Source organism: Micromonospora sp. NBC_00362 (assembly GCF_026342155.1).
GTDB classification, from domain to species: domain Bacteria; phylum Actinomycetota; class Actinomycetes; order Mycobacteriales; family Micromonosporaceae; genus Micromonospora; species Micromonospora hortensis.
This window is the reverse complement of the sequence record NZ_JAPENH010000001.1, coordinates 5,422,197-5,447,559: the sequence shown is the minus strand read 5'-3', so window position 1 is coordinate 5,447,559 and position 25,363 is coordinate 5,422,197. Positions and strand designations below refer to the sequence as shown.

At 70.9% G+C, this 25,363-nt stretch carries 18 protein-coding genes and 1 pseudogene; 7 read left to right on the top strand and 12 right to left on the bottom strand.

Annotated features, from left to right (window positions below; all coding sequences use genetic code 11):
- Positions 1–22 precede the first annotated feature (22 nt).
- From OG992_RS25110 to OG992_RS25100, 3 genes are all read right to left on the bottom strand, one after another.
- Entirely contained in the window at positions 23–1,660 is a 1,638-nt protein-coding gene (locus OG992_RS25110) for an ABC transporter substrate-binding protein (protein WP_238687762.1), read from the bottom strand.
- A gap of 631 nt (positions 1,661–2,291) precedes the next feature.
- On the bottom strand, positions 2,292–2,978 hold the full coding sequence (locus OG992_RS25105) for a response regulator transcription factor (RefSeq protein ID WP_030337843.1): 687 nt from the start codon (positions 2,976–2,978) through the stop codon (positions 2,292–2,294).
- 2 nt (positions 2,979–2,980) lie between these two features.
- Positions 2,981–4,246: an ATP-binding protein gene (locus OG992_RS25100; RefSeq protein WP_238687763.1), complete on the bottom strand. Its 1,266-nt coding sequence runs from the start codon at positions 4,244–4,246 to the stop codon at positions 2,981–2,983.
- 155 nt (positions 4,247–4,401) lie between these two features.
- On the opposite strand from OG992_RS25100, the gene OG992_RS25095 reads away from it, so the two are divergent.
- The 3 genes and pseudogenes from OG992_RS25095 (at position 4,402) to OG992_RS25085 (ending at position 8,283) form a co-directional block, all read left to right on the top strand.
- Entirely contained in the window at positions 4,402–6,177 is a 1,776-nt protein-coding gene (locus tag OG992_RS25095) for a PspC domain-containing protein (protein ID WP_266304441.1), read from the top strand.
- Positions 6,174–6,356, top strand: a pseudogene (locus OG992_RS25090) (hypothetical protein); the annotation flags it as partial. The gene OG992_RS25095 and the pseudogene OG992_RS25090, both read left to right, overlap by 4 nt.
- Before the next feature lie 673 nt (positions 6,357–7,029).
- Positions 7,030–8,283, top strand: a complete 1,254-nt coding sequence (locus OG992_RS25085; RefSeq protein WP_266304440.1) for a phosphatidylserine decarboxylase — start codon at positions 7,030–7,032, stop codon at positions 8,281–8,283.
- A gap of 57 nt (positions 8,284–8,340) precedes the next feature.
- Here the strand turns inward: OG992_RS25085 and OG992_RS25080 are convergent, their stop codons facing one another.
- The 3 genes from OG992_RS25080 to OG992_RS25070 form a co-directional block, all read right to left on the bottom strand.
- The gene (locus OG992_RS25080) at positions 8,341–9,291 is read right to left on the bottom strand and encodes a phosphatidylcholine/phosphatidylserine synthase (protein ID WP_238687766.1); all 951 of its coding nucleotides are present in this window, start codon (positions 9,289–9,291) and stop codon (positions 8,341–8,343) included.
- A 344-nt stretch (positions 9,292–9,635) separates the two neighbouring features.
- On the bottom strand, positions 9,636–10,628 hold the full coding sequence (locus OG992_RS25075) for an NUDIX hydrolase (protein ID WP_266305272.1): 993 nt from the start codon (positions 10,626–10,628) through the stop codon (positions 9,636–9,638).
- A gap of 585 nt (positions 10,629–11,213) precedes the next feature.
- A complete protein-coding gene (locus OG992_RS25070; RefSeq protein WP_238687767.1) occupies positions 11,214–12,164 on the bottom strand; it encodes an NUDIX hydrolase in 951 nt (316 codons plus the stop codon).
- A 143-nt stretch (positions 12,165–12,307) separates the two neighbouring features.
- Between OG992_RS25070 and OG992_RS25065 the strand changes: the two genes are divergently transcribed.
- Positions 12,308–12,676, top strand: coding sequence for a PspC domain-containing protein (locus OG992_RS25065; RefSeq protein ID WP_238687768.1), 369 nt, complete (start codon positions 12,308–12,310; stop codon positions 12,674–12,676).
- Between the two features lie 7 nt (positions 12,677–12,683).
- Here OG992_RS25065 and guaA read toward each other — a convergent pair whose 3' ends face one another.
- Both guaA and OG992_RS25055 read right to left on the bottom strand, forming a co-directional pair.
- A complete protein-coding gene (gene guaA, locus OG992_RS25060) occupies positions 12,684–14,240 on the bottom strand; it encodes a glutamine-hydrolyzing GMP synthase (protein ID WP_238687769.1) in 1,557 nt (518 codons plus the stop codon).
- Positions 14,241–14,382: 142 nt separating this feature from the next.
- On the bottom strand, positions 14,383–16,080 hold the full coding sequence (locus OG992_RS25055) for an FAD-dependent oxidoreductase (protein ID WP_266304439.1): 1,698 nt from the start codon (positions 16,078–16,080) through the stop codon (positions 14,383–14,385).
- Positions 16,081–16,225: 145 nt separating this feature from the next.
- Between OG992_RS25055 and OG992_RS25050 the strand changes: the two genes are divergently transcribed.
- Positions 16,226–17,344 carry an LCP family protein gene (locus OG992_RS25050; RefSeq protein WP_266304438.1) on the top strand — a complete coding sequence of 373 codons (1,119 nt, stop codon included), beginning with the start codon at positions 16,226–16,228 and terminating at the stop codon, positions 17,342–17,344.
- A 108-nt stretch (positions 17,345–17,452) separates the two neighbouring features.
- Here the strand turns inward: OG992_RS25050 and OG992_RS25045 are convergent, their stop codons facing one another.
- Positions 17,453–18,910: a M1 family metallopeptidase gene (locus OG992_RS25045; protein ID WP_266304437.1), complete on the bottom strand. Its 1,458-nt coding sequence runs from the start codon at positions 18,908–18,910 to the stop codon at positions 17,453–17,455.
- 110 nt (positions 18,911–19,020) lie between these two features.
- Positions 19,021–20,424: a M1 family metallopeptidase gene (locus OG992_RS25040; RefSeq protein ID WP_266304436.1), complete on the bottom strand. Its 1,404-nt coding sequence runs from the start codon at positions 20,422–20,424 to the stop codon at positions 19,021–19,023.
- A gap of 202 nt (positions 20,425–20,626) precedes the next feature.
- Between OG992_RS25040 and OG992_RS25035 the strand changes: the two genes are divergently transcribed.
- A complete protein-coding gene (locus OG992_RS25035) occupies positions 20,627–21,742 on the top strand; it encodes a sugar phosphate isomerase/epimerase (RefSeq protein WP_266304435.1) in 1,116 nt (371 codons plus the stop codon).
- A 71-nt stretch (positions 21,743–21,813) separates the two neighbouring features.
- Here the strand turns inward: OG992_RS25035 and OG992_RS25030 are convergent, their stop codons facing one another.
- Positions 21,814–22,932: a GuaB3 family IMP dehydrogenase-related protein gene (locus OG992_RS25030; RefSeq protein WP_091406427.1), complete on the bottom strand. Its 1,119-nt coding sequence runs from the start codon at positions 22,930–22,932 to the stop codon at positions 21,814–21,816.
- Positions 22,933–22,962: 30 nt separating this feature from the next.
- Entirely contained in the window at positions 22,963–24,525 is a 1,563-nt protein-coding gene (gene guaB / locus OG992_RS25025; protein ID WP_238687775.1) for an IMP dehydrogenase, read from the bottom strand.
- 185 nt (positions 24,526–24,710) lie between these two features.
- On the opposite strand from guaB, the gene OG992_RS25020 reads away from it, so the two are divergent.
- Entirely contained in the window at positions 24,711–25,130 is a 420-nt protein-coding gene (locus tag OG992_RS25020) for a DUF5319 domain-containing protein (protein ID WP_238687776.1), read from the top strand.
- Positions 25,131–25,363 lie beyond the last annotated feature (233 nt).

Sequence of the window (25,363 nt, the reverse complement as noted above, 5' to 3'; positions counted from 1 at the left end):
ACCCGGGGTCAGACCGTTCGGATCAGAGCTCGACCGAGGTGATGTCGATCTCGCCGACGTTGTTCAGCTCGAGCTTCTTGATCTTCTCCGAGTGGCCGGACTGCTGACCGTAGAAGTAGACCGGGATGCTCGGGACGTCCTGGTCGACCTTCTCGACCGCCTTGGCGAACGCCTCGTGCGAGGCCTCCAGGCTCGGAGCGCCGCTGGCCTGCTTGGCAAGGGCGTCGACCTCGGGGTTGCTGTAGAGGCCGTCGTTCGAGGAGCCGTTGGTGATGAACAGCGGGTTGACCCAGTTCTCGACGTCCGGGTAGTCCTGCTGCCAGGCAGCGCGGTACGGGCCGTTCATCTTGTGGGCGTTGATGTTCTGGCGGAACACCGCGAAGGTCGGCACACCCTCGGCCCGTGCGTTGATGTTGAGGTTGGTCTTGATCTGCTGCGCGACGGCGTCCATCCAGTCCTTGTGGGCGGAGTCCGCGTTGTAGTAGAAGACCATCTCACCGCTGAAGCCACCGGCCTCGGCGAGCAGCGTCTTGGCCGTGGCCGGGTCGAACTTGCAGGCGGTGCAGTTGCCCGGCTTGGCGCCCGGGGTCAGCGGGTTCGCCCAGCTGTCGGCCGGCTTGCGGGTGCCGAAGAAGATCTTGTCGGAGATCTCCTGCCGGTTGACCGCCAGCGACACCGCACGACGCAGCTTCGGGTTCTGGAAGCGCTTGTCGTAGATCGGGAACGCGATGAACGCGGTCGACGGCGTGACGGTCGAGCGGCCCCGGTCACCGAGGTCGGTCTTCCACTTGTCGCCGGCGAGCGCCGAGGTGGGGACAACCTCCATGAAGTCGAGGTTGTTGGCCAGCAGATCGGCGTAGGCCGCGTTGTCGTCCTGGTACAGCTTGACGTCGACGTCCTTGACCTTCATCTTGTCGCGAAGGTTGTAGTCGTCGAAGCGCGTCAGCTTGATGAGGGAGTTGTCCTCCCACGACACGAACTTCACCGGGCCGTTGGCGATCGGCTTGCGGCCGAACTCTTCCGGCTTCATGGTGAAGAACACGTCCGGCAGCGGCATGAAGGCGCTGTAGCCGAGCTTGGTCGGGAAGACCGCGGTCGGCGCCGCCAGGGTGACCTCGAAGGTCTGGTCGTCGATGACCTTCAGGCCGGACATCTTGTCGGTCGTCGGCGTCGGGGCCTTCTTCGGGCCGTCCGCGCCATCCGGGTCCGTGGTGTAGGTCTGGTCGAAGCCCGCGATGTCCGCGAAGAAGGTGCCGTTCTGCGCACCGTTCGGCGAGTAGGCGGCCCAGTTCCAGGCGTCGACGAAGTTCTTCGCCTTGACCTCGGTACCGTCGTGGAACTTGGTACCGGCCTTGATCTTGATCGTGAAGACCTTGGAGTCCGTGGTGTTGATGGACTCCGCAAGCGCGTTACGCGGGGCCCCACCGTCGTTCGGGTACTCGACCAGGCCAGTGAAGAGCCAGTCGATGATCTTGCCGCCACCGGTCTCCGTGGTGTTCGACGGGACCAGCGGGTTCTCCGGCTGGACGCCGTGAACAACGATCGAGCCATCCGCGCTGGCGGCAGTTTCGTCGCCGCCGCCGCTCGAGCAACCGCTCGCGACAAGCGCGGCAGCCGCGCTGAGCGCGATGGCGCTCGTCGCCCGCTTCGAGACTCTCATTCCGAGGGGCCTCCTCTTTCTAACCAGGTTCCGTCGTGGGTTTCACGCACGTTTGGGGGTGACACCGCCCGACCACCCCGGGGGCGCGGGTCGCCGGGACCACAGGGAAGTTGGGGACACCCCTGATGTTCCGATCCGCCGGGCTCCCCCACCAACGAGGCTTGGCACGACGCAATCGACACAGCCACGGGCCGCCGAGATCGGCGGAATCGTGGTCGTGGGGCGTACGGAGTGCCACACACCGATGGTGAGGTGCTGCCACTGTGACACCCACTGGCCTCTTCCGTGAAGGTGCCGTTATCAAGCCGTTAGTTGCCCGCCACGTTGCCGATACTTGAAAAATGATCATAAAACGCCCGACACGGGCGGCACTGAGCAGGAAATACGTTGCGCCACCCGAACAGTCGGCCTCGGCCCCTGCGTGAGCCCCGAGGTCACCCGAGCCCGGTGGGACGTCCGTCACCACTCACGTTTCGAGCCATCCGGATGAGGGCCCCCACGGCTACCCGGACACGATCATCGGCTGGGTGTACGAGGGCGCGCCGGACGTTTCTCTGATCCTCGCCGGTGCCGACGCGCCGTCTCCTCGCCGGTAACGACGCGCTGTCTCCTCGCCGGTGCCGACGCGCCGTCACACGAGGCGGCGATCCGCCGCCCAACGGGAGAGCTCGTAGCGGTTGGACATCTGAAGCTTGCGCAGCACGTTCGACACGTGCGTCTCCACAGTCTTGATGGAGATGAACAGCTCCTTGGCGATCTCCTTGTACGCGTACCCCCGGGCCAGCAGCCGCAGCACCTCACGCTCACGGTTGGTGAGCTGGTCCAGCTCCGGGTCGGCCACCGGCGCGTCCGGCCGGGCCGCGAAGGCGTCCAGCACGAACCCGGCCAGCCGTGGGCTGAACACCGCGTCCCCGTCGGCCACGCGACGGATCGCGGCAGCCAACTCGTCGGGGGAGATGGTCTTTGTGACGTACCCACGGGCGCCGGCACGGATCAACCCGATCACGTCCTCCGCCGCGTCGGAGACGCTCAACGCGAGGAACTTGACCTGCGGGTGCGTACGCCGCATCGCCTCCAGCACCGCCCGACCGCCACCGTCGGGCATGTGCACGTCGAGCAGCACCACGTCCGGGCCGACGGCGGCGATCCGGGTGACCGCCTCGGCCACGGTGCTCGCCTCGCCCACCACCTCGACGTGGGCGCCCAGCTCCGCGCGCACCCCGGCTCGGAACATGGCGTGGTCGTCCACCAGGAACACCCGCAGCCGCTCGGGGCGGGCATCCGCCGGGTCGAGGTGCTCGGTCGACTGCTCGGCCATGGTCATCTGTTCCTCTCCGCTGCGGACGAGTCCCGGGAGATCGGCAGGATCAACCGGACCTCGGTCCCCTCCCCCGGGCCGGACCGTATTTCGGCCCGTCCGCCGTGCCGCTTCATCCGCCCGATGATCGAGCCGCGTACGCCGTGCCGGTGGTCCTCCACGGTATCCGGATCGAAGCCCTTCCCCCGGTCACGGACGAAGACACTGACCTGATCCGGCTCCACCTCGGCGTAGAGCGACACGGTCTGCACGCCGGCGTGCCGGGCCGCGTTCACCAACGCCTCCCGCGCGGCCGCGACCAGCGCCCCGACCTTCTCGTCGGTCTCCCGGTCCCCCACCACCACCGTCTCGACGCTGATCGCGAAGGTGTCCTCGACCTCGGCGGCGGCCTGTTCCAGAGCGGCGGCGAACCGCTCGCTCGGCGAAGCGGTCGGCTTGTAGAGCCAGTTGCGCAGGGAACGCTCCTGCCCTCGGGCCAGCCGCTGCACCGTCTTGACGTCGCCGGCGTTGCGCTGGATCAGGGCCAACGTGTGCAGCACCTGGTCGTGCACCATCGCTGCCAACTCGGCCCGCTCCTGCTCGCGGATGCGCCCCTCGCGCTCCGAGCGGAGCTGGCTGTACGTCCGCCAGAGCACCGGCGCGGCGACCACGCCGACGCCCGCCAGCCCGACCAACGCGAAGATCACGCCATTGATCACCGCGTCGAAGTTCTGTGCCGGTGAGTAGACGGCCGCGACGCCGATGATGCCGACCGCGACCAGCACTCCCCCGCCGATGAACCGCAGCACGAAGGCCCGCCGGTCGCTCTCCTCGACGACCGCGCCGAGCCAGGGCACCGGCATGGCCTCGCCCCACTGTCGCCGCCGTTCGGGCGCGGACTGGTGCCAGATGACCCCGGCGCCGACCGCGATGATGGCCACCAACCAACCGGCGGTGCCCGCCGCGCCGACCGAGTCGAAGACCATCACCTGGATCAGCAGGACACCGAGCCCGATCCCCACGAACGGCAGAAGTTGGGCGACGTCCCGCCGGGGCGGCACCGCCGTGTCACCGGGACGCAGCGGCACCACCGCCCAGAACGCCGCGTAGAGCAGCAGGCCGAGCCCGCTCAGACCGAGCAGGACCATGAACGCGACGCGCACCCGCAGCACCGAGATGCCGAGATGGTCGGCGATACCGGCGGCGACGCCGGCGGCCATCCGGTGCTCCGGGGCGCGGTACAGGCGCGGGGGCGAGGTCACGGTGCTGATCGGAGGCTCCCTGGTCACTGTGGCGGACAGGTGGAGGTCGGTGACTCGATCGTCACACGCTGCGGCGTCCGCGACCACGGGGACGCCCCCGACATTCCGGCCGCCGGATCTCAGGGTGGGGTCAGGGTCGGGTCCTGAGGCCGTTCGGGTGGACCGGGCAGCAGGATCGAAGCATGACCGAGGAAGCTGCCCCGCCGCCCCGACCGGGGTCGGCACAGTCGGGCGGTTCAGCACCGCCCCCGCCCACCACCACGCCGACCGAATGGACCGAGCCCAGCACGTTCGGTCCGCACGCCGGCATCGACGCGACCGCCGGCACCGCGCCCGGCGAGCCGGCCGACGGCTACGCGCCCTCCGCGGCGGGCTACGGCCCAGGCCCGGGGTTCGCGGCGGGCACCGGCTACGGCCCGGGCGGCACACCACCCGGGCCGGGTGGTCCCGGGCCGTCCGCGCCGCCACCGCCGCTGGGCGGCACCGGCTTCACCTCGCGGTACGGGCTGGTCCGGCCGCGCGAGGGGCGGTACCTGGCCGGTGTCTGCGCGGCGATCGGGCGCGCCACCAACACCGATCCGGTGCTCTGGCGGGTGTTGCTCGCGGTCCTCGGGTTCTTCGGGGGCATCGGCATCCTGGTGTACGTCGCCGCCTGGCTGATCATCCCGAACGAGGGCGACACCGCGTCCCCCGTCGAGTCCATGCTCGGTCGCGGTCGCTCCAGCATGTCCCCGGTGACGGTGATCGTCCTGGGCATCCTGGTCGCGGCCAGCTTCGCGTACATCGTCACCGACGCCTTCCGCGCGGTGCTGCTCGGCGCGGCCATCCTGGTCGCCGGCGCGCTCCTGCTCAACCGGGACGGGCGCAATCCACGGCCCGGCACCCCGGGTGGTCCGGCGCCCGCCGCACCGTCCGGCGCGGTCGTCCCACCGGTGACCTGGCCGTCGTACGGCGCGGCGCCGTCGACCGGCCCAGCGGCGACGCCGCCGATGTTCGGCACCGGTCCGGGGTACGCCACCGCGACGACGGGGGCGGCGCCCACAGTCACCATCCCGGCGTACGACGCGCCGCCGACCAGCGCGACGCAGCCGTTGCCCGGGGTCGGCCCGGTGTCCGGGTATCCGGCCGGCACGACGGCTGCCCAGCCTGGCTGGCCGAGCACCGCGATGCCCAGCGCCGGTTGGCCGTCGGCACCCGTGAGCAGCACACCCGCTGCCCCGGCCGGCTATCCGACAGCCCCGCCGCCCTCCGGTTACCGCCCTCCGTTCGCGCCGCACGGCCCGTACGCTTCGCCGACCCCGGCTCCGCCTCCTCCGCCCAAGCCGCCGAAGCCGCCGAAGCGGCCCAAGGAGCGCTCGCCGCTCGGCGCGGTGACCTTCTCGCTGATCTTCCTGGTGCTCGGTCTGGTCGCCCTACTCGACCTGCTGGACGTCTTCGCCATCAGCGCCTCGGCGTACTTCGCGGCCGCGCTGGCCACGATCGCCCTCGGCCTGCTGGTCGGCACGTGGTTCGGGCGGGCGCGCTGGCTCATCGCGCTCGGTCTGGTGACCGCGGCGGCGCTGGGCACAGCGACCGTGGCCGAGTCCTACGACCGGATCCGGGGGGTCGACGGCGCGGTGACCTGGGCGCCCACCGACTACCGCGACCTGGCGGACCGGTACGAGAACAGCTTCGGTGACGCCGTGCTCGACCTGCGCGGGATCGACTTCGCGAAACGGGACAGCCAGGTGACAGTGGCCGTCAACTTTGGCCAGGCGACAGTGGTCGTGCCGCCGAACGTGGACGTCACCACAGTGGCCGACGTCAACGCGGGTGACGCCACTGTCTTCGGCAACCGCTCGGGCGGGCTGGACGGCCGCTTGCGGGAATCCACCGACGTCGGCGCGGACGGGCCCGGCGGCGGGACCCTGCGCCTCTACATCCATGTCAATGCCGGCAACCTGGAGGTGACCCGGTGAAGGCTCACCGCACGGATCTGGTGTCGTTCGCCTTCGGGCTCGTGTTCCTGGCGCTGTCCGCCTGGTGGCTGCTCGCCCAACTGCTCGGGCTCGCGCTGCCGCCGGTCGGCTGGTTCCTGGCCGGCGCACTCATCCTGATCGGGGTCTTCGGGCTGGTCGGCGCGCTGCGCTCGGGTCGACCGAACCAGCCGGAGCCGATTGCCGAGGCCGGTGCCGCCGAGGCGGTAGCGCCCGTCTCCGGCACGTCCGTCTCCGGCGCGCCCGTCTCCGGCGCGCCCGTCTCCGGTGCCGCCATGTCGACGTCCGGCGCGGCCCTGCCGGCCTGGGAAGCCGAACGGTCCACCTGGGACACTCCCGCCTCCGACCCGACGCTCATCTCCGACCCGACGCCCTCCTCAGACCCGACGCTCTTCGCGGACCGGACGTTGGAGACGCCGACCACCGAGGTGCGGGCGTCCGACGTGCCGGCCACCGACGTGATCCACCCGGCCTGGCTGGCTCATCCGCCGGCGGAGCCGCCGACCGAGCCCTTCCCCGGCAACGGAGACGACGAGCCGACCACCGGGAACCTCGCCCGCCCGGCCTCGTCGGAGGGGGACGAGCCGACCAGATCCGACCAACCAGTCGAGGCCGTCGGCGACCGGCCGGGTGACGAGCGGGAGGGTCCGCGCAGGGAAGCCTGACCTCGGGCGGCCGTCCGCGTCGATCCACCGCATCCCCACGGCGGTGCGGCCGGCGCGGACGGACGCATATGCTGGCTGGTGGAGATCTCGCCTCCGCCGGCCGGCCCGTCCCGCCCATGCCGGTCCCGCCGCGATTCCCGTCTCTACCCCCGTCAGGAGCCCGCCCGACATGACCCAGTCCCCCGCCGTGCGTACCACCGGCCGGTCCGGTCCGGTCCGCATCGGCGAGCGAGCCGCCCGTACCCTCGTCGCCGAGCTGGCCCGGATCAACGACCCCAAGGCTGCCCTGCTGGTCGGGGTGACCCCGGACTCCGCGGTGCTGGCCGCGGCGGTCGATGCGCTGCTCCCCTGTGACCGGCTCACAGTGGTGCCCGCCGAGCCGTTCGGCGCTGCGGCGCTCCGCGAGCACGTCACAGCCCAGGGCCGCTGGGTCGCCGACCGGGTGAGCGTCGTCGACTCGCTGGCCGAAGCCGAGGCCGCCGTCGTCGTCATCGCCGGTGAGGCGTTCACCGGCACCGCCGAGGCAACCCGCGGCGGCGTCGAGGGGTTGGCCAAGTACCTGACCGACGGGGCGGTGCTGAGCGTGGCGACCGTCGCCACCCCCGGCCGGACCGAGGGTGCCGCCGCCGAGCTGGCCCGACAGGACGCCCTCTACGGCGTCGGCGCCGATCTGGTGCTGCGCAACTCGCCACCGGTGCGGGTCTACCGACTGCGGTTCACCCCGGCCAGCCCGGCCGCGGCCGACAGCCTGGCCCCCGCGTACCGGCCGTCGAGCGTGCCGGTGACCAGGGGCATGCACATCGACTCCAACGGCGTGGCGGCCGCGGGCATCGCGCTGGGCCTCGCGGCGCTGGCCCGGGTGGCGCGCCCGTCGTCCAAGCTGTGGCTGCTGCCGGCCCTGGCCGCCGGGCCGGTCGCCGCGTTCTTCCGGGATCCCGAACGGGACGTGCCGGAGGACCCGAGCGCCGTGGTCGCCAGCGCGGACGGGAAGGTCCTGTCGGTGCAGCGGCTGCACGACGAGCGCTTCGGCGACGGCGAGTGGCTACGGATCGCCGTGTTCCTGTCGGTGCTGGACGTGCACGTCAACCGCGCCCCGGTCGCCGGCAAGGTGGTGGACTACTTCGTCGCCGATGGCGGCTTCGTCAACGCGATGAAGCCTGACGCCGAGCACAACGTCGCCGCGTACACGGTGCTGGACACCGCTCGCGGCACTGTTGTGGTCGCGCAGCGGACCGGGCTGATCGCCCGCCGGATCGTGCAGCGCGCGCCGATCGGCGCGCTGCTGGCCAAGGGCGAGCGCTTCGGGCTGATCCGGTTCGGTTCCCGGACCGACGTCTACCTGCCCGCTGAGGCCGCGGACCCACTGGTCGGGCCGGGCGACAAGGTGGTCGGTGGGTCAACGGTCATCGCCCGCTGGCGCTGACCCGCGAACGAGGAACGGGGCGCCGCTGTCCGCGGCGCCCCGTTCTGTCTGCTCAGATCAGGCGGTACGACGTTGCCGCAGCCAGAGAACCGGCCCGCTGACCAGGTAGCCCACCACGATCAGGGCGAACGTGAGCCGGATGTCGACCAGCGCGCCGATCACCGGGGCCAGCCAGAGCCACGGCGGCAGCTTCACCAGGCGGGCGAGCTTGGCGTACGGGAAGCTCGACACCATCGCGAAGGCCAGCAGCGCCACCCCGGCGACCAGCACGGCACCGGGCACCGGCAGGCCGATCGCCACTGTCACGGCGAGCACAGCGGCCGCCATGGTGGTGGGCACCCCGCAGAAGAACCTGCCGTCCTTCGGCGAGACGTTGAAGCGGGCCAGTCGGATCGCGGCACACGCCGCGACCAGGGCACACGCCACTGCCGCCGCCGCCGTGGAGACGGAGCCGGCGAGCGAGGCGTAGACCACTACCGGCGCGGCGAGACCGAACGAGCACATGTCGGCCAGTGAGTCCATCTGTGCGCCGAACGGGCTGGCCACCCCGAGCCGTCGGGCCAGCGCGCCATCCAGACCGTCGAAGCCGACGCACGCGATCAGGCAGAGCGCCGCCATGCGCACCTCGCCCTGCATGGCCAGGAAGATGGCCAGCATGCCGAGCATCAGGCTGGCCAGCGTGCAGGCGTTGACCAGGGCGAATTTCATCCGGCGCGCCATGGTGCGCTCGCCGGGGAGCAGTGGGATCGAGTGGGCCTCGTCGGTCTGCGTCATCGGCGGCATCGCCGGGCTGACCGGCATGACCGCGTCGACGTGGGCTCGGTCCAGGCCCAGTGTCGGGTCCACGCCCAGTGTCGGCCGGCTGAGCCGGTCCAGGCCGTAGCGACGGCGCTGCCGATCGGCGTACCGGTGCTCGGTCGGGGCCAGGTCGGCCGGGTGCAGGTCGCCGTCACGGCGACCGACTCGGACCAACAGCACCTGGCGGGCGAACGTGCTGCTGCGGCGCAACCGGCCCGCCCAGCGACGCCCTGCGGGGCGCGGACTGTCAGTAGTACGACGCCGGCGCCATGGGGCTCTCGGCACGTTTCCTCCATCACCGGATCTGCTGACCGCCACGTGGCGGGTGTCCGGCTGTCTCGTGCCGGACCTTGCATGGCCCGGCAGCCGTTTTGCGGAGTACACCATCGCATAGGGGAACATGGCTTGGCGATAGCTGCCGGCGGTACTTATATCTGGTCAAACCGCTCGAACCGCTCGCTTGTTCCCATCCCGGGCTTCATCGCCCGTTTCCTCCATCATTCCCGCCTTTGACTGTACCGGAGGGTCACCAAGTCGGCTCACCGAGCGGGGTGCTATCGGCCACTCTGTCCGGTTGCCACGACGGCGATGTCGCTCAACGGCAGGTCAGTCGCCTCGTCGCGGGTGAACCACCCCGCCCGCGCCGTCGAGCCTCCGGCGGACTCGGTGACCACCGCGTCGGTGGGTACGTCCACCAGCACCCGATAGATCACCCGTACGCCGTGCCAGTCCAGAGGACGGCCCTCCGGGCCCAGCGCGGCGGGGTTGTGCAGGTTGTTGACGCCGAGAAGCTCGACGACCCGGCCGACCTGCCCGCCCTCCTCGACCAGCTCCCGCAGCAAACCGGTGGCCGGCTGCTCGCCGTGATCGGTGCCACCGCCGGGCAGATGCCACAGACCGGCCCCCGGGTAGCCCTCCGCGATCTGAGTGAGCAGGATTCGCCCAGCGGGGTCGGTGACCAGCCCGTACGCCCCGAAGCGCAGCCGGCGGTCGGGGTGCTGCGGCGGGAACGGGTCCCGCGACCGGTGCGCCGTCGGCGGCAGTGGGGTGACCGGCAGGCCGAGCGCCTCGGCGGTGAACGGGGTCACCGGCAACTGCGCCACCTCTGCCAGTGAAAGCCAGCAAGCTTGATCAACCAGCCCAGCCCCGACGCCCCGCACCCCGTCCCCGGGCCGGGCACTCTCAGGCCCCGAACCGTCGGACGATGCGCCGTGGGGAGTGCTGAGCTCGAACAACAACCGGTCGGTGTGCAGCGTGCCCTTGCCCTCCGGAAAGGTGGCAACATCGGCGACCACCGCGAGTAGTCGCGTCACCGCGACCGTCAGCCCGGCCTGCTCGGCGACCTCGCGGACCACGGCGCGCTCCGGGTCCTCGGCATGTCCGAGGGCACCGCCCGGCAACCGCCAGGCCCCGGGAAACTCGCCCTCGGCCCCGTCCCGAACCACCAAGACCCGACCCGAGTCCCGCACAAGCCCATAAGCCCCGACTCGACGCGTGAATTGCACCTTTGCCCGCCCCCCGCTTCGCACCCACAGTCTGTTGATCATGAGGTTGTCGCCGTCCATCTCGCGTTCCGACAATAACTTCATGATCAATGCGAGACAGCGCGCGGGAAACCCGCGGAGCTGGTGAGCCGGGGCGTTCAGGCCGAGGTAGCCGACTCTTCACGACGACCGATCAGCCTCTTACCGACCCCTTCAGCCTGCTTCGCGACCGACCCGCTCCACCCCATTTACCCTCATTGTGGCGGCCATTCGCGTCACGGCAGGTCGAGACCAACGCTGATCAACTCGGGTTCAAGGAAGGCGCGGTATTCCAGCGCGCCCGAGATACCGCGCGCCTTCACGGAAACCCGAGTTGATCACAGGCTGGAGCCACCGACACACCCAAGCCGGACGACCCCTGGGCGGCGCCGAGGACCCACTGCCCGGGACGTCCGAGGAGATCCCTCAGCGGGTGTCCCCGAGCTCAAGATCGCGCAACATCCAGGGTGTAGTGGCATCGGCGCGTCGGTGACGCCACTACATCCTGGTTCGAGCACGATCTTGGCGGGGTGGGGCGTGGTGCGTGAGGCGTCGCGCGTGGGGCGTGGGCGTGGGGCGTGATGCCACGCGCGACGCCCCGGAACTCGCTCAGGTGAGTTGGGCGGCTTGGACTGCTTCGGCGGTCACCTCGGTGAGGCGGTCGGTGGGGAGGGCGCCCAACTCATCGCGGCCGAACCAGCGGGCCTCACAGGTGGAACCGCCCACGTCGGTCACGGTCAGTGGGTTGGGCTGGTCGACGACGACCCGGTAGAAGGCGCGTACGCCGTGCCAGTCGATCGGGTAGCCCTCGGGGCCGAGTGAGGCGGCGTCACGGTGGCTGGCGACGCCGAGCAACTCGACGAGGCGGCCGGCCTGGCCGGTTTCCTCGATCAGCTCTCGGATGAGTGCCGCGCCGGGCTGTTCGCCGTAGTCGGTGCCGCCGCCGGGTAGGTGCCAGCAGCCGGCGCCGGGGTAGCCGTCGGAGATGCGGGTGAGCAGCACTCGGCCGGCGGGGTCGGTGCAGACCGCGTACGCGGCGAAGCGCTGGGCCCGGTGCAGACCGTCGGGGCCGGGCACGGCGTAGAAGGAGGGGAACTCGGGTGCCTCGTCGGGCACCACGTCGGCCGAGGAGGCGGGCAGCCCGAGGGCGCGTGCGGTGAACGAGCGCAGCGGCAGCTCGCGCGCCTCGTCGAGGGTGTACCACCGGGCCAGGTCGGTGGGGCGCTCGCCCACCCGGTCGGCGAGGGTGCCACCGCGCACGGCCACCCGGTAGATCAGCCGGTCGGTGTGGATGGTGATGCCGCGGTCGGGGAGCGCCCGCATGTCGGCGAGCACGTCGGCCAGGCCGGAGACGGCGACGGAGAGGCCGGTTTCGGCGGCGGTCTCGCGGACGACAGTGTGGTTCGGGTCCTCGCCGTGGTCGACAGCCCCGCCGGGCAGTGACCACGCGCCGGGGGTGCCGGAGCGCTCCGATGCGCGGACCAGCAAGACTCGGCCGCTTGAATCAGCACAAACTGCGTATGCCGCGATCCTGCGGAGCGGCTTGAGCAAGGTGGTCACGGAAGCAAATTCTCCCCGCGCCGGGTTACCGGAACGGAAAAGAGTCGGATTCCTGACTATCTGGCACCGGTCAGGGATTGGTCAGGGTAAGGATCCGGGCGGTCACCGAGGGCGGGCGGGGCGCCAGCGCGGACCGTGGGGGTATGACATCGACCACCGCTCCCCGTGCCCCGTACAAGCAGCTTCGGCGACCCACCACCGACCGCATGGTCGCCGGGGTCGCCAGCGGCGTCGGCCGCTACTTCGCCGTCGATCCCACACTGGTCCGCGTGATCTTCGCGGTCACCGGCCTGCTCACCGGCGGGCTCGCGCTGTTCGCGTACCCGATCATGTGGTTCCTGATGCCGGAGGAGCCCACCGGCGCGCCGGCCTGGCCGCACGCCTCGGGCGTCGCGCCGCAGAACGGCCCGCCGCCCACCGCCGGGCCCGCGCCCGGCGGGCCACCGCAGGGGTACGGCCCGACGCCGTCCTACCCGCCGACGACCCCGTCCAGCCCGCCGCCGGCGGCCTGAGCGGCGCTCACTCCCACTCGATGGTGCCCGGCGGCTTGCTGGTGACGTCCAGGACCACCCGGTTGACCTCGGCGACCTCGTTGGTGATCCGGGTGGAGATCCGGGCCACCACGTCGTAGGGCAGCCGGGACCAGTCGGCGGTCATCGCGTCCTCGCTGGAGACCGGGCGCAGCACCACGGGGTGCCCGTAGCTGCGCCCGTCTCCCTGCACACCGACGCTGCGCACGTCGGCGAGCAGCACCACGGGGAACTGCCAGACACCCCGGTCGAGGCCGGCGGCGGTCAGCTCCTCGCGGGCGATCAGGTCGGCCTGGCGGAGCAGGTCGAGGCGTTCCTGGTCGACCGCGCCGATGATCCGGATGGCCAGGCCGGGGCCGGGGAACGGGTGCCGCCAGACCATCGCCTCGGGCAGGCCCAGTTGGAGGCCGAGCGTCCGAACCTCGTCCTTGAACAGGGTGCGCAGCGGCTCGACCAGCGCGAACTTCAGGTCCTCCGGAAGGCCGCCGACGTTGTGGTGGCTCTTGATGTTGGCGGTGCCGGTGCCGCCGCCGGACTCCACCACGTCGGGGTAGAGGGTGCCCTGGACGAGGAACTCGACGTCGCCGTGTGCGGCGATCTCGCGGGCAGCGGCCTCGAAGACCCGGATGAACTCCCGACCAATGATCTTGCGCTTCTGCTCCGGGTCGATCACGCCGGCGAGCGCGCCGAGGAACCGGTCGGTGGCGTCGACCACCTTCAGCTTGATGCCGGTGGCGCTGACGTAGTCCTTCTCCACCTGCTCGGCCTCGCCGGCGCGCAGCAGGCCGTGATCGACGAAGACGCAGGTGAGCTGGTCACCAACCGCCTTGTGCACGAGCGCCGCGGCGACCGCCGAGTCCACCCCGCCGGAGAGGCCGCAGATGACCTCCTTGTCGCCGATCTGGGCGCGGATCCGGGCGACCTGCTCGTCGATGATGTTCTCGGGAGTCCAGGTCGGCTCGATGCCGGCGATGTCGTAGAGGAAGCGGGTCAGCATCTCCTGGCCGTGCGCGGTGTGCCCGACCTCGGGGTGGAACTGCACGCCGGCCCGACGACCGGCCAGGTCCTCGAAGGCGGCGACCGGCGCGCCCGCCGACTCGGCGGTCACCGTGAAGCCCTCGGGCGCCTCGGTGACGCAGTCGCCGTGGCTCATCCAGACCGGCAGGTCCGCCGGCAGGTCACGCAGCAGCACACCGGGGTCGAGGAGCCGCGGACGCAGCGGGGTGCCGCCGTACTCACGGTTGCCGGTCCTGGTGACAGTGCCCCCGAGCGCCTGGGCCATCGCCTGGAAGCCGTAGCAGATGCCGAAGACCGGCACGTCGGCACTGAAGACGCCCGCGTCGATCTGCGGCGCGTCCGGCGCGTAGACGCTGGCCGGACCACCGGAGAGGATGATCGCGGCGGGGTTCTTCGCCAGCATCTCGGCGATCGGCATCGAGTGCGGCACGATCTCGGAGTAGACCTTCGCCTCACGGACCCGGCGGGCGATGAGCTGGGCGTACTGGGCTCCGAAGTCCACCACGAGGACGGGGCGAGGCAGGCTCATGTGCACGAAGCCTACCGACAGTCACGGCCCTTCCCGGCACCGGCTCGCCGACAACCCACTCTCCCCGCGATCTTGCACTTTCCGTCCCGGCAAAAGACGCAGAAGCCACAAGACGACGACCGAAACTGCAAGATCGCCGGGATCAGGGTCGCAGCGCGCCCGGGGCGTCCGGCGGGACGGCCGGGTTTCTTGGCGGTACGGCGGGCAGGCTGCGGTACGGGGCGCCGAGCGCCGGGCGGGGGTCCGGCTCGCCCTTGTTGGGCCAGAAGGACATCGCTCGTTCCGCCTGTGCCGTGATCGTCAGAGACGGGTTCACGCCCAGGTTGGCCGAGACCGCCGCGCCGTCGACCACGTGCAGCCCGACGTGCCCGTACACCCGATGCCAGGGGTCGATCACCCCGTCGGCCGGGGTGGCGCCGATGACCGCACCGCCCAGGATGTGCGCGGTCATCGGGATGTCGAAGGGTTCGGTGAGGGAGCCGCCGGGGGTCCCACCGATCTCGTCGGCGAGCATTCGGGCGGCGGTGTTGCCGGCCGGGATCCAGGTGGGGCTGGGCGTGCCGTGGCCCGGGCCGGTGACCAACCTGCGACCGAGCGGGCCACGCCGCCACCGGGTGGTCAGCGAGTTGTCAACGGACTGCATGACCAGGGCGATCACCGTCCGTTCCGACCAGCCGCGTACCGACAGCATCCGTGCGGCCAACCGGGGCTGCCGCACGATGCTGCCCAGCCAGCGGCGTACCCGGTGCGGGCCGCCGTCGACAAGCAGCGACTGGAGCAACCCCATCGCGTTGGAGCCCCGCCCGTAGCGGACCGGCTCGATGTGCGTCTGCGGGTCGGGGTGGAACGAGCTGGTGATGGCCACCCCCTCGGTGTAGTCCAACCGCTCGGACCGGGCCCGCTGCCGTGGCACCGAGGCACCGAGGATGGCCTCCGAGTTGGTCCGGGTCAGCTCGCCGAGGCGGGGCGAGAGCCCGGGTAGCGCACCGTCGGCCCGCATCCCGTGCAGCAGTCGCTGGGTGCCGAGCGCCCCGGCGGCGAAGACCACCTGGTCGGCGTGGATGACCTGCCGCCTCTTGCGCAGCCAGGCGCCGGTGCGTTCGGTGTGCACCTCGTACCCACCGCCGTCGGCGGGCCGGACGGCGGTCACAGTGGTCAACTGACGGACCGTGACCCCGAGCCGTTCGGCGAGCCACAGGTAGTTCTTCACCAGTGTGTTCTTCGCACCATGTCGGCAACCGGTCATGCACGAGCCGCAGTGCAGGCAGCCGGTGCGTTCCGGGCCGGCACCGCCGAAGTACGGGTCGGCGACCCGCTGGCCGGGCCGGCCGATGTGCACGCCCACCGGGGTGGCGTGGAAGGTGTGCCCCACCCCCATCCGCTCGGCCACCGCGCGCATGGCGCGGTCCGCGCCGGTGTGCACCGGGTACGTGGTGACGCCGAGCATCCGTTTCGCCTGGTCGTAGTGGTGGGCCAACTCGTCGCGCCAGTCGGTGATGTCCCGCCACTGCGGGTCGCTGTAGAAGGCCGGCAGGGGCTCGTAGAGGGTGTTCGCGTAGACCAGCGAACCGCCGCCCACCCCCGCGCCGGAGAGCACCAGCACCCCGCCGCCGGATCGTCTGTCGGCCGGGCGGAGCAGGGTGAGCCGTTGGATGCCGTAGCAACCCAGCTTCGGTGCCCAGAGGAACCGGCGGACCCGCCAGGACGTCTGCGGAAACTCGTCGTCGGCGAAGCGGCGGCCGGCTTCCAGCACCGCTACCGAGTAGCCCTTCTCGGCCAGTCGGAGCGCGGTGACGCTGCCACCGAAGCCGGACCCGATGACGACCACGTCGTACCGCATGGACGCATCATTACTCGCGAGTAGCGCTCGCGCCAGCGGCACTTTTCGCGCGATCATGCTCCGGCCGACCGACCCGGCGTCTTCCGGCCGCAACCCGGAGCACCCGTCGGAGCGTTGTTCACCAGACGGGTGGAAGGAATCCAACATGGTTCTCGGGTCGATGGCGCCGCGCCGACGGTGGCTGCTGCTGGGGTTGGCGGCCCTCGCCGTCGTCGCGCTGATCGCGGCCGGCACTGTGGTGATCACCCGGCTGACCGGCGACAACAAGCCGGGTGGCGGTCCGGTCGCCGGCTCACCGACCCCGTCGCCGGTCGGCACGCCGACGCCGAGCCCCAGCGGCCCACCGCCGGGCGCTGACATCACCGGCCCGCTCAACCTGCTGCTGGTCGGTGTGGACACCCGGGTCAGCGTGCCCGGGTGGGAGCCGCACTCGGACGCCGTGCTGGTGCTGCACGTACCCAAGGGGTTGGATCGGGCGTACCTCTTCTCGCTCCCCCGCGACCTGGTGGTGGACATCCCGGCGTTCCCGAAGGCCGGCTACAAGGGCGGCAAGACCAAACTCACGCACGCGATGAGCTTCGGCAGCCGGGTTCCGGGCAAACCCAAACAACCCAGCACCGCCCAGGGGTACGAGCTGCTGCGCAGCACTGTCAGCGGTTACACCGGGCTGCGCATCGACGCGGGCGCGGTGCTCACCTTCAACGGGTTCGATCGGCTGGTCGACGCCCTGGGTGGGGTGGACATCTACGTCGACCAGCGGGTCGAGTCGCTGCACCGCCGACCGGACGGCAAGTACCGGGAGAGCGCGCCGGGCGGCTACAAGGGGCCGCAGCAGGTTTACGAGAAGGGCGAGCAGCACCTCAACGGCTGGCAGGCGCTGGACTACTCGCGGCAGCGCTACATCACCGGCGGTGACTACGCCCGGCAGCGCCACCAGCAGCAGCTGATCCGGGCGATGACCCGCAAGATCCTGGACGAGGGTCTGGCCCGGCAACCCGAGCGCGTCGACCAGGTGGTCTCCGCGCTGGGCGACACGCTGGTCTACGTGGGCGGGCGTCGGATCGTGGACATCGCGTACGCCCTCAGTGGCCTGCCGGAGAACCGTTTCACGCTGGTCGGGCTGCCCGGTTCCGGCGTCGGCAAGGGCAGTGCCTACCGGGGTGAACAGCTGACCACCGAGGGCCGGAAGTTCCTCACCGAACTCCGCGCCGGCCGCGCCGACGCCTACCTGGCCGCCCACCCCAAACTGGTCGTCAAGAACTGAACTAGCCCTCCCCACCTCCGCGATCTTGCACTTTCGGTCCCCGTTTCACGCGACTTTGCCCCGTTTCGCGACGACAGCAACTGCAAGATCGCGGGGAACCGGGAGGGGTCAGAGCCGCTTGGGCAGGGCCGGCTTCTTGGTGCCGTAGAGCCAGGCGTCGAAGATCGAGTCGAGCTGCTTGCCGGAGATCCGTTCGGCCAGGGCAACGAACTCGGCAGTGGTGGCGACGCCGTCGCGCTTCTCCGCCGCCCAGGTCTTGACGATCTCGAAGAACACCTTGTCGCCGACGGCCACCCGCAGGGCGTGCAGGGTCATCCCGCCGCGCTGGTAGACCGACTCGCTGAACAGCTTCTCCACGCCCGGCTTGCCCGGCGGTGTCTGCCACACCTGCGCGGACATGCTGGCGTACCGGCTGCCGAACGCCTCCTTGGCGGTGTACGCCCTGGTGTGCTCGGCCCAGAGCCACTCCGCGTACGTCGCGAAGCCCTCGTTGAGCCAGATGTCCTCCCACTTGGCCAACGCGACGCTGTCGCCGAACCACTGGTGGGCCAACTCGTGCGCGACGACCTCGGTGTTCTCGCCCTGCCGGAAGAAGCTCGCCGCGTACACCGGTCGGCTCTGCGTCTCCAGGGCGTAGGAGATCCGGCTGTCGGAGATCACCACCCCGCCGTACGCGTCGAACGGGTACGGCCCGAACACACTCTCCAGGTAGTCGGCCACGGCGACGGTCTGCGCGATCGACGCGTCCGCGTTGCCCTTGGCCTCGGTGGTGGTGACCGCGTTGTAGACCGGGCGGCCCTTGTGCTCGCCTGTGGTGATCCGGAACTTGCCGATCACCAGCGTGCTCAGATAGCTGGCCATCGGCGACTTCTCCGACCACTTCCAGGTGGTCCAGCCGCCAGTGCTGGTCTTCCCGCCGGGAATGCCGTTGCTGATCGCGGTCAGGCCGTCCGGAACGGTGACCTCGAAGTCGTAGGCCGCCTTGTCCGACGGGTGGTCGTTGACCGGGAACCAGGTGCTGGCCGACTCGGGTTGACCGAGCGCGATGGCACCGTCGGCGGTGTGCAGGAAGCCGCCGTCACCGAGCGTCTCGTTCTTCAGCGGCTTCGGCTTGCCCGCGTAGGTGATCTCGGTGACGAACCCGTTGCCGTTGATGAGGCCGGAAGCCGGCTTGATCACCAACTCGTTCCGCTTGCGGCTGTGGGTCGCCGGTACGCCGTCCACGGTGACCGCGCTGACGGTCAGGCCGGCCAGGTCGAGGTTGAACGTCGACAGGTCGGCGGTCGCGGTGGCCCGCACTGTTGTCGTACCGGTCAACTGGTCCTTGGCCGGGTCGTAGCGCACCTTCACCGTGTAGCGCCCGACGTCGTAGCCGCCGTTGCCGTAGGTCGGGAAGTAGGTGTCGCCGACCCCGTCGGCGCCCGCTGTGAACGTCCGCGTCGGCGTGGGGGACGCGCTCGGTGGTGGCGCCGCCTCCGGGCCCGCCGAGTCGCATCCGGACAGTGTGAGCGCACCGGTCACCAGCAGGCCGGCAGCCACTCGCAGTCTGTGCCGCGTCCCGCGCATCCCACACCCTCTCCGCACGGTGGCCGGTCCCGGCCTCCGCCATCCCGCGCGAACGGGCGCCTACCCGCCGTTCGCAGGCGGCAGCATATCGACCGGTCGGCGGCGCCGGGTCACGGCAGTGTGGGGGCCGATCCACCCACCAACCAGGCGTCGAAGAGCGGACGCAGTTGCCGCCCGGCGACCCGCTCGGCCAGCGCGACGAGGTCCGCTGTGGTCGCGTTGCCCGCCGCCCGCTCACTGGTCCAGGTACGCAGGATGCGGAAGAAGAGGTCGTCACCGACGGTCCGGCGCAACGCGTGCACGGCCAGCGCCCCGCGCTTGTAGACGGCCGAGCCGAACATCTGCTCCCGGCCCGGCTCGACCGACGGCTGCGTCCAGTCGGTTGCCGCGTACTGGATCTCGAAGGTGCGCTGGGCGGTCCGGCCGCCGTCGTGCTCCTCCCACAGCCACTCGGCGTAGCTGGCGAAGCCCTCGTTGAGCCACATGTCGCTCCACCTGCTCAGCGACACGCTGTCGCCGAACCACTGGTGAGCCAGTTCGTGCGCGACGACGCTCGGGTTCGGCCGGTCGTCAGCGAAGAAGCCAGGCCCGTAGACCGGCCGGGACTGGGTCTCCAGCGCATACCCGATCCGGTCGTCGGCGATCACGATCCCCCCGTACGAGTCGAACGGGTACGGGCCGAAGCGGCTGGCCAGGAAGTCGACGATCGCGCCGGTGCGGGCCAGCGAGGTGGCCGCGCCGCCGGTCGCCGGCAGGCTCGCCGCCACCGCAGTGACCATCGGCCGGCCGGCGTGCGTGCCGGTCACCACCCGGTAGTCACCGATCACGAGCGTGCTCAGGTAACTGGCCATCGGGGCGCGTTCCGACCAGCGCCAGGTGGTCCAGCCGTCGGCGCTGCTCTTCGGCCCGGGCACGCCGTTGCTCAGCGCGGCCAGGCCGTCCGGGACGGTCACCGCCAGGTCGTAGGTGGCCTTGTCCGACGGGTGGTCGTTGACCGGGAACCAGGTGGCTGCCGAGTCGGGTTGGCCGAGCGCCACCGCGCCGTCGGCGGTGTGCAGGAAACCGCCGCTGCCCAACGTCCCGTCGTCGACGGCAGTGGGGACGCCCGCGTACTCGACGGTCACAGTGAACTGCCTGCCGCGCGGCAGTCCGTCGCGGGGCGTCACCACCAACTCGCCGTCGCCGCGTCGGTGCTCGGCCGCCGCGTCATCCACGCTGACCGCGCGGACCTCCAGGCCGACCAGGTCCAGGTTGAACCGGGACAGGTCCTGGGTGGTGGTGGCCGTGATGACGGCTCGACCGGTCAGCCGGTCGGTCGACGGGTCGTAGCGGACGTCGAGGCCGTAGTGCCCGACGTCGTAACCGCCGTTGCCGTGCCCCGGCACGTACGGGTCGCCGACGTCGGCGGCACCGGGCCGGAAGCCGTCGCTGTCGTCACCGGTGCAACCGGTGGCGGCCAGCCCGATCGCGCAGGTCAGCGCGGCGAGTCGCCGTCTCCGTCCGGTCAGGACCATGCCCACCCCTCCTGCGGCACCCGGCCTCCTGCGGCGTTGCGGTCAGGACGAGCGTAGTCAGCATCGCGGGCCGCGCGGCCGGTATCGACGATCATCAGTGACTTTCGTCGAATCGAACAAAAGCTGCCGTCGATCGAACCTTTCTTTCGACTTAGACCGACGTTAGTGTCGATCTCCGACCACCGTCGCGAAAGGTGGAACCATGTCAGACCACACCGCCCCCGACGCCACCCCCACCGGCCGGCTCAGCCGCCGATCCCTGCTCGCCGCCTCCGCCGGCGCCGCCGCCGCCATCGGCGCGGCCGGCCTACCCGTCCTCGCCACCGGCACCCCCGCGCTCGCCAACCCCGGCAACGCGAGCAAGCTGCGGGTGGAGCCGCTGATCCCGGCCAGGAACCGCGGCATCATCCTCTACAGCGTCCGCGACCGGATCACCGCCGCGCCCGACGACAGCGGGGTGCCGTACGGCTTCGAGCGCGTCCTCGCCCGACTCGCCGAGATCGGTTACAAGGAGATCGAGTTCGCCGGCTACACCCAGAGCACCGAGATCCTGGGCCGGCAGATCACCCCCGCCGAGATCCGCAAGATCCTCGACGACAACGGACTGGTGGCCAACGGCACCCACGCCTCCATCCAGCCGGCCACCTTCCAGCAACAGCTGGACATCGCCGAGGAACTCGGCATGAAGAACATCGGCACCGGCAGCGACCCGACCAGCAGCGCGTACAAGGCCGAGTGGGACGCCGCCGCCGACATCTGGAACGAGCTGGGCCGGCAGGCCAAGGCCCGGGGCATGCGGCTCTACACCCACAACCACGACGCCGCGTACAGCTTCCTCATCGACCGGGGCCCGCGCGACGCGCAGGGCCGGCAGACCCGGTCCTCCGGCATCCGCCGGTTGGAGTACTTCTTCGAGATCACCGACCCGCGGTACGTCTTCTTCGAGCTGGACATCTACTGGGCCTACGTGGCCCGTTACAAGCACCAGAAGTACGTCAACCCGGCCGGCCAGGAGGTGACCGACCTGTTCGACCCGATCCTCACCGTGGCCGACCGGACCACCCGGTTCCCGCTCTTCCACGCCAAGGACGGCGACCGGGACACCAGCGTGCCCAACGGGTACCAGATGACCCCGCTGGGCGACGGCGACCTCAACTTCCAGCAGTTCTTCCAGACCATCGGCGAGCGCAACTTCCACCACGCCAACTGGGAGATGGACACCGCCCCCGGCGGTGCGGACAACAAGGGCCAGTCGCTCGACTTCGCGGCGACCAGCTACCAGAACATGTCCGACCTGAGCATCTACGTGGAGAAGTGACTCCGCGCTGAACGCGACGAAGGCCGGCCCCGCACCAGGCGGGGCCGGCCTTCCGGCGTCTGACGGCTCGGTCAGCGGTCGAGGACCAGACCGACCTTCTGGAACTCCTTCAGGTCGCGGTAACCGCACTTGGCCATCGCCCGACGCAGCCCACCGAACAGGTTGAGCTGGCCGTCGGCCTCGTCCGCCGGCCCGAAGAGCAGCTGCTCCATCGACCCGAGCGGCTCACCGGAAACCTCGAAGGCACCCCGGGGCAGCGACGGGTGACTCGCCGCCGAGTGCCACCAGGCGCCACCGGCGGGGGCCTCGTCGCAGAGCGACAGCGGCTCACCGAGCATCACCGCGTCCGCGCCGCAGCCGAGCGCCTTGGCGATGTCGCCCGAGGTCTGGATGTCACCGTCGGCGATCAGGTGCACGTACCGGCCGCCGGTCTCGTCCAGGTAGTCACGGCGGGCCGCCGCGGCATCGGCGATCGCGGTGGCCATCGGCACCCGGATGCCCAGCACCGACTCGGTGGTCGACCACTCGTCGCCCCCGATGCCCACGATCACGCCGGCCGCGCCGGTACGCATCAGGTGCAGCGCCGTCTTGTAGTCGGTGCAGCCACCGACGATCACCGGCAGGTCGAGGTCGGCGATGAACTCCTTGAGGTTCAGCGGCTCGTCGGTGGTCGACACGTGCTCGGCCGAGACGATGGTGCCCTGGATGACCAGGATGTCCACCCCGGCGTCCAGGATCACCGGCGCCAGCGCGAGGGTGTGCTGCGGGGAGACCCGCACCGCCACAGTGCCGCCGCCGGCGCGCAGCTCGCGGACCCGCTCCGCGATCAGGTCCGGACGGATCGGCTCCGCGTACACCTCCTGGAGCCGCTTGGTGGCGCGGGCCTCCTCGTCGAGGCCGGCCAGCTCGTCCAGCACCTTGGTCGGGTTCTCGTAGCGGGTCCAGAGCCCCTCGACGTTGAGCACGCCGAGGCCGCCGAGCTGACCGAGCCGTACCGCCGAGGCCGGGCTCATGGTGGCGTCGGAGGGGTGGCCGACGCACGGAATGCCGAACGGGTACGCGTCGAGCTGCCACGACGTCGAGACGTCGTCGACGTCCCGGGTACGGCGGCTCGGCACGATGGCGATGTCGTCCAGGTGGTAGCCGCGCTGCGCGGTCTTGCCCAGCCCGATCTCGACCACGTCACGCATGGGGGACTCCAGGTGGTTGGGGGTGTTGGGTCAGCGGGTGTGGTAGTTGGGCGCCTCGACGGTCATCTGGATGTCGTGCGGGTGGCTCTCCTTCAAACCAGCCGCGGTGATCCGGATGAGCTGGCCCCGGCGGTGCAGATCGGGGATGTTCTCCGCACCGGCGTACCCCATGGCCAGCCGCAGCCCGCCGACCAGCTGGTGGGCGACCCGGGACAGTGGCCCCCGGTAGGGCACCTGACCCTCCACGCCCTCGGGGACCAGCTTGTCGTCGCTGAGCACGTCCTGCTGGAAGTAACGGTCCTTGCTGTACGACTTGGCCTGACCCCGGGACTGCATCGCGCCGAGCGACCCCATCCCGCGGTACGTCTTGAACTGCTTGCCGTTGACGAAGATCAGCTCGCCGGGGCTCTCCTCGCAGCCGGCCAGCAGGCTGCCGAGCATCACCGTGTCGGCGCCGGCCACCAGGGCCTTGGCGATGTCGCCGGAGTATTGGATGCCACCGTCGCCGATCACCGGCACGCCGGCCGGGCGGGCGGCCCGGGCCGCCTCCATGATCGCGGTCACCTGCGGCACGCCGACCCCGGCGACGATCCGCGTGGTGCAGATCGCGCCCGGCCCCACGCCCACCTTGACACCGTCAGCGCCAGCGTCGACGAGCGCCTTCGCGCCGGCGTACGTGGCCACGTTGCCGCCCATGATGTCGACCGCCACGTCGGCCTTGAGCCGGCGGACCATGTCCAGCACGGCCCGCTGGTGGCCGTGTGCGGTGTCCACGATCAGCACGTCGACGCCCGCGTCGACCAGGGCACGGGCCCGCTTGTACGCGTCCTCGCCCACACCGATGGCGGCGGCGACCCGCAGCCGGCCGGCGTCGTCCTTGCTGGCGTCCGGGTACTGCTCGCTCTTGGTGAAGTCCTTGACGGTGATCAGGCCACGCAGGCGGCCCGAGTCGTCGACGATCGGCAGCTTCTCGACCTTGTGCTGACGCAGCAGCGCCAGGGCGTCGTCCTTGCTCACCCCGACCCGCGCGGTGACCAGCGGGGTGTGGGTCATGATCTCCCGAACCGGAGTGTTCGGCTCGGAGACGAAACGCATGTCCCGGTTGGTGACGATGCCGACCAGCTGGCCGTCGCGGTCCACCACCGGAACGCCGGAGATGCGGTAACGCCCGCACAGCTCGTCGACCTCGCGCAGCGTGTCGTCCGGGCTGGCGGTCACCGGGTTGGTGATCATGCCGGACTCGGAGCGCTTCACCAGGTCGACCTGGAGGGCCTGGTCCTCCAGGGAGAGGTTGCGGTGCAACACACCGATGCCGCCCTGGCGGGCCATGGCGATCGCCATCCGGGCTTCGGTCACCGTGTCCATCGCGCTGGACAGCAGCGGAATGGACAACTCGATGTTGCGGGTGAGCTTCGTCCGGGTGTTGACCCGGCTGGGCACCACGTCCGACTCGCCCGGCTGAAGCAGCACGTCGTCGAAGGTGAGGCCGAGCGGAACCACCCGGGCGGAGCCGGCCGGCAGCTCGGGCAGGTGGCCGCCCAGGTCGGCGTGCTCGACGCCGGCCGGAAGATCGGTGCTGGGCGAATTTTCCACGATTGCTCCCCTGAGCTGCTCGGATGGGCTTCAGCGAGGTGGCGCGGGCGGGCACCGGAGCGCGCCACGATGCCGGCACGTCGCCTCATCGTACCCAGTGAGCTGGGCGCCCCGTCCGTGGCAGGCCGGGCCGCGCGGAGGCCGGGGGGCGGACGTTCGCGCCGCGTTGGGTCTACGGTGAGGGGGTGCACGACGAGCCCATCGACCCGTTCAATGGCGACCCGGCCGATCCGACAGCGGGTCTGGATGACCCGGGCGATGACGCGACGCCGGATCCGCTGACCGACGTCGAGCGGCAGGATGTGCTGGAAGACCTCGCTGACCTGGAGATCTACCAGGCTCTGCTGGCCCCGATCGGGGTCCGCGGGCTGGTGATCGAATGCGAGGACTGTCGCGAGCCACACTACTTCGACTGGGACCTGCTCCGCGGCAACCTGCGGCACCTGCTCAACTCGGGCCGGCCCCGGGTGCACGAACCCGCCTACGACCCGGACCCGGACCACTACGTGACCTGGGACTACGCCCGGGGGTACGCGGACGGGGTGCACGACACCCTGTCCGAGGGCACCGAGGACGAGCCGGGCGGCCCGACCGCCACCAAGTAACACCGCCGTGCGCCGGGCACCCGGCTGCCGCGCGTCACGGATGCCCCGCAGTCGCCTGGCGGGCCCGGGCTGCCGCGCGCCCCGATGCTCCGCCGCCACGCGGCGTGCCCTGCAGGCGCCTGGCGGACCCGGGCTGCCGCGATGCTCTGCTGTCGCGCGGTGCACCCCTGCTGTCGCGCGGCGTACCCCTGCTGTCGCGTGGTGTGCCCCGGCTGTCGCGCGGCGTACCCCTG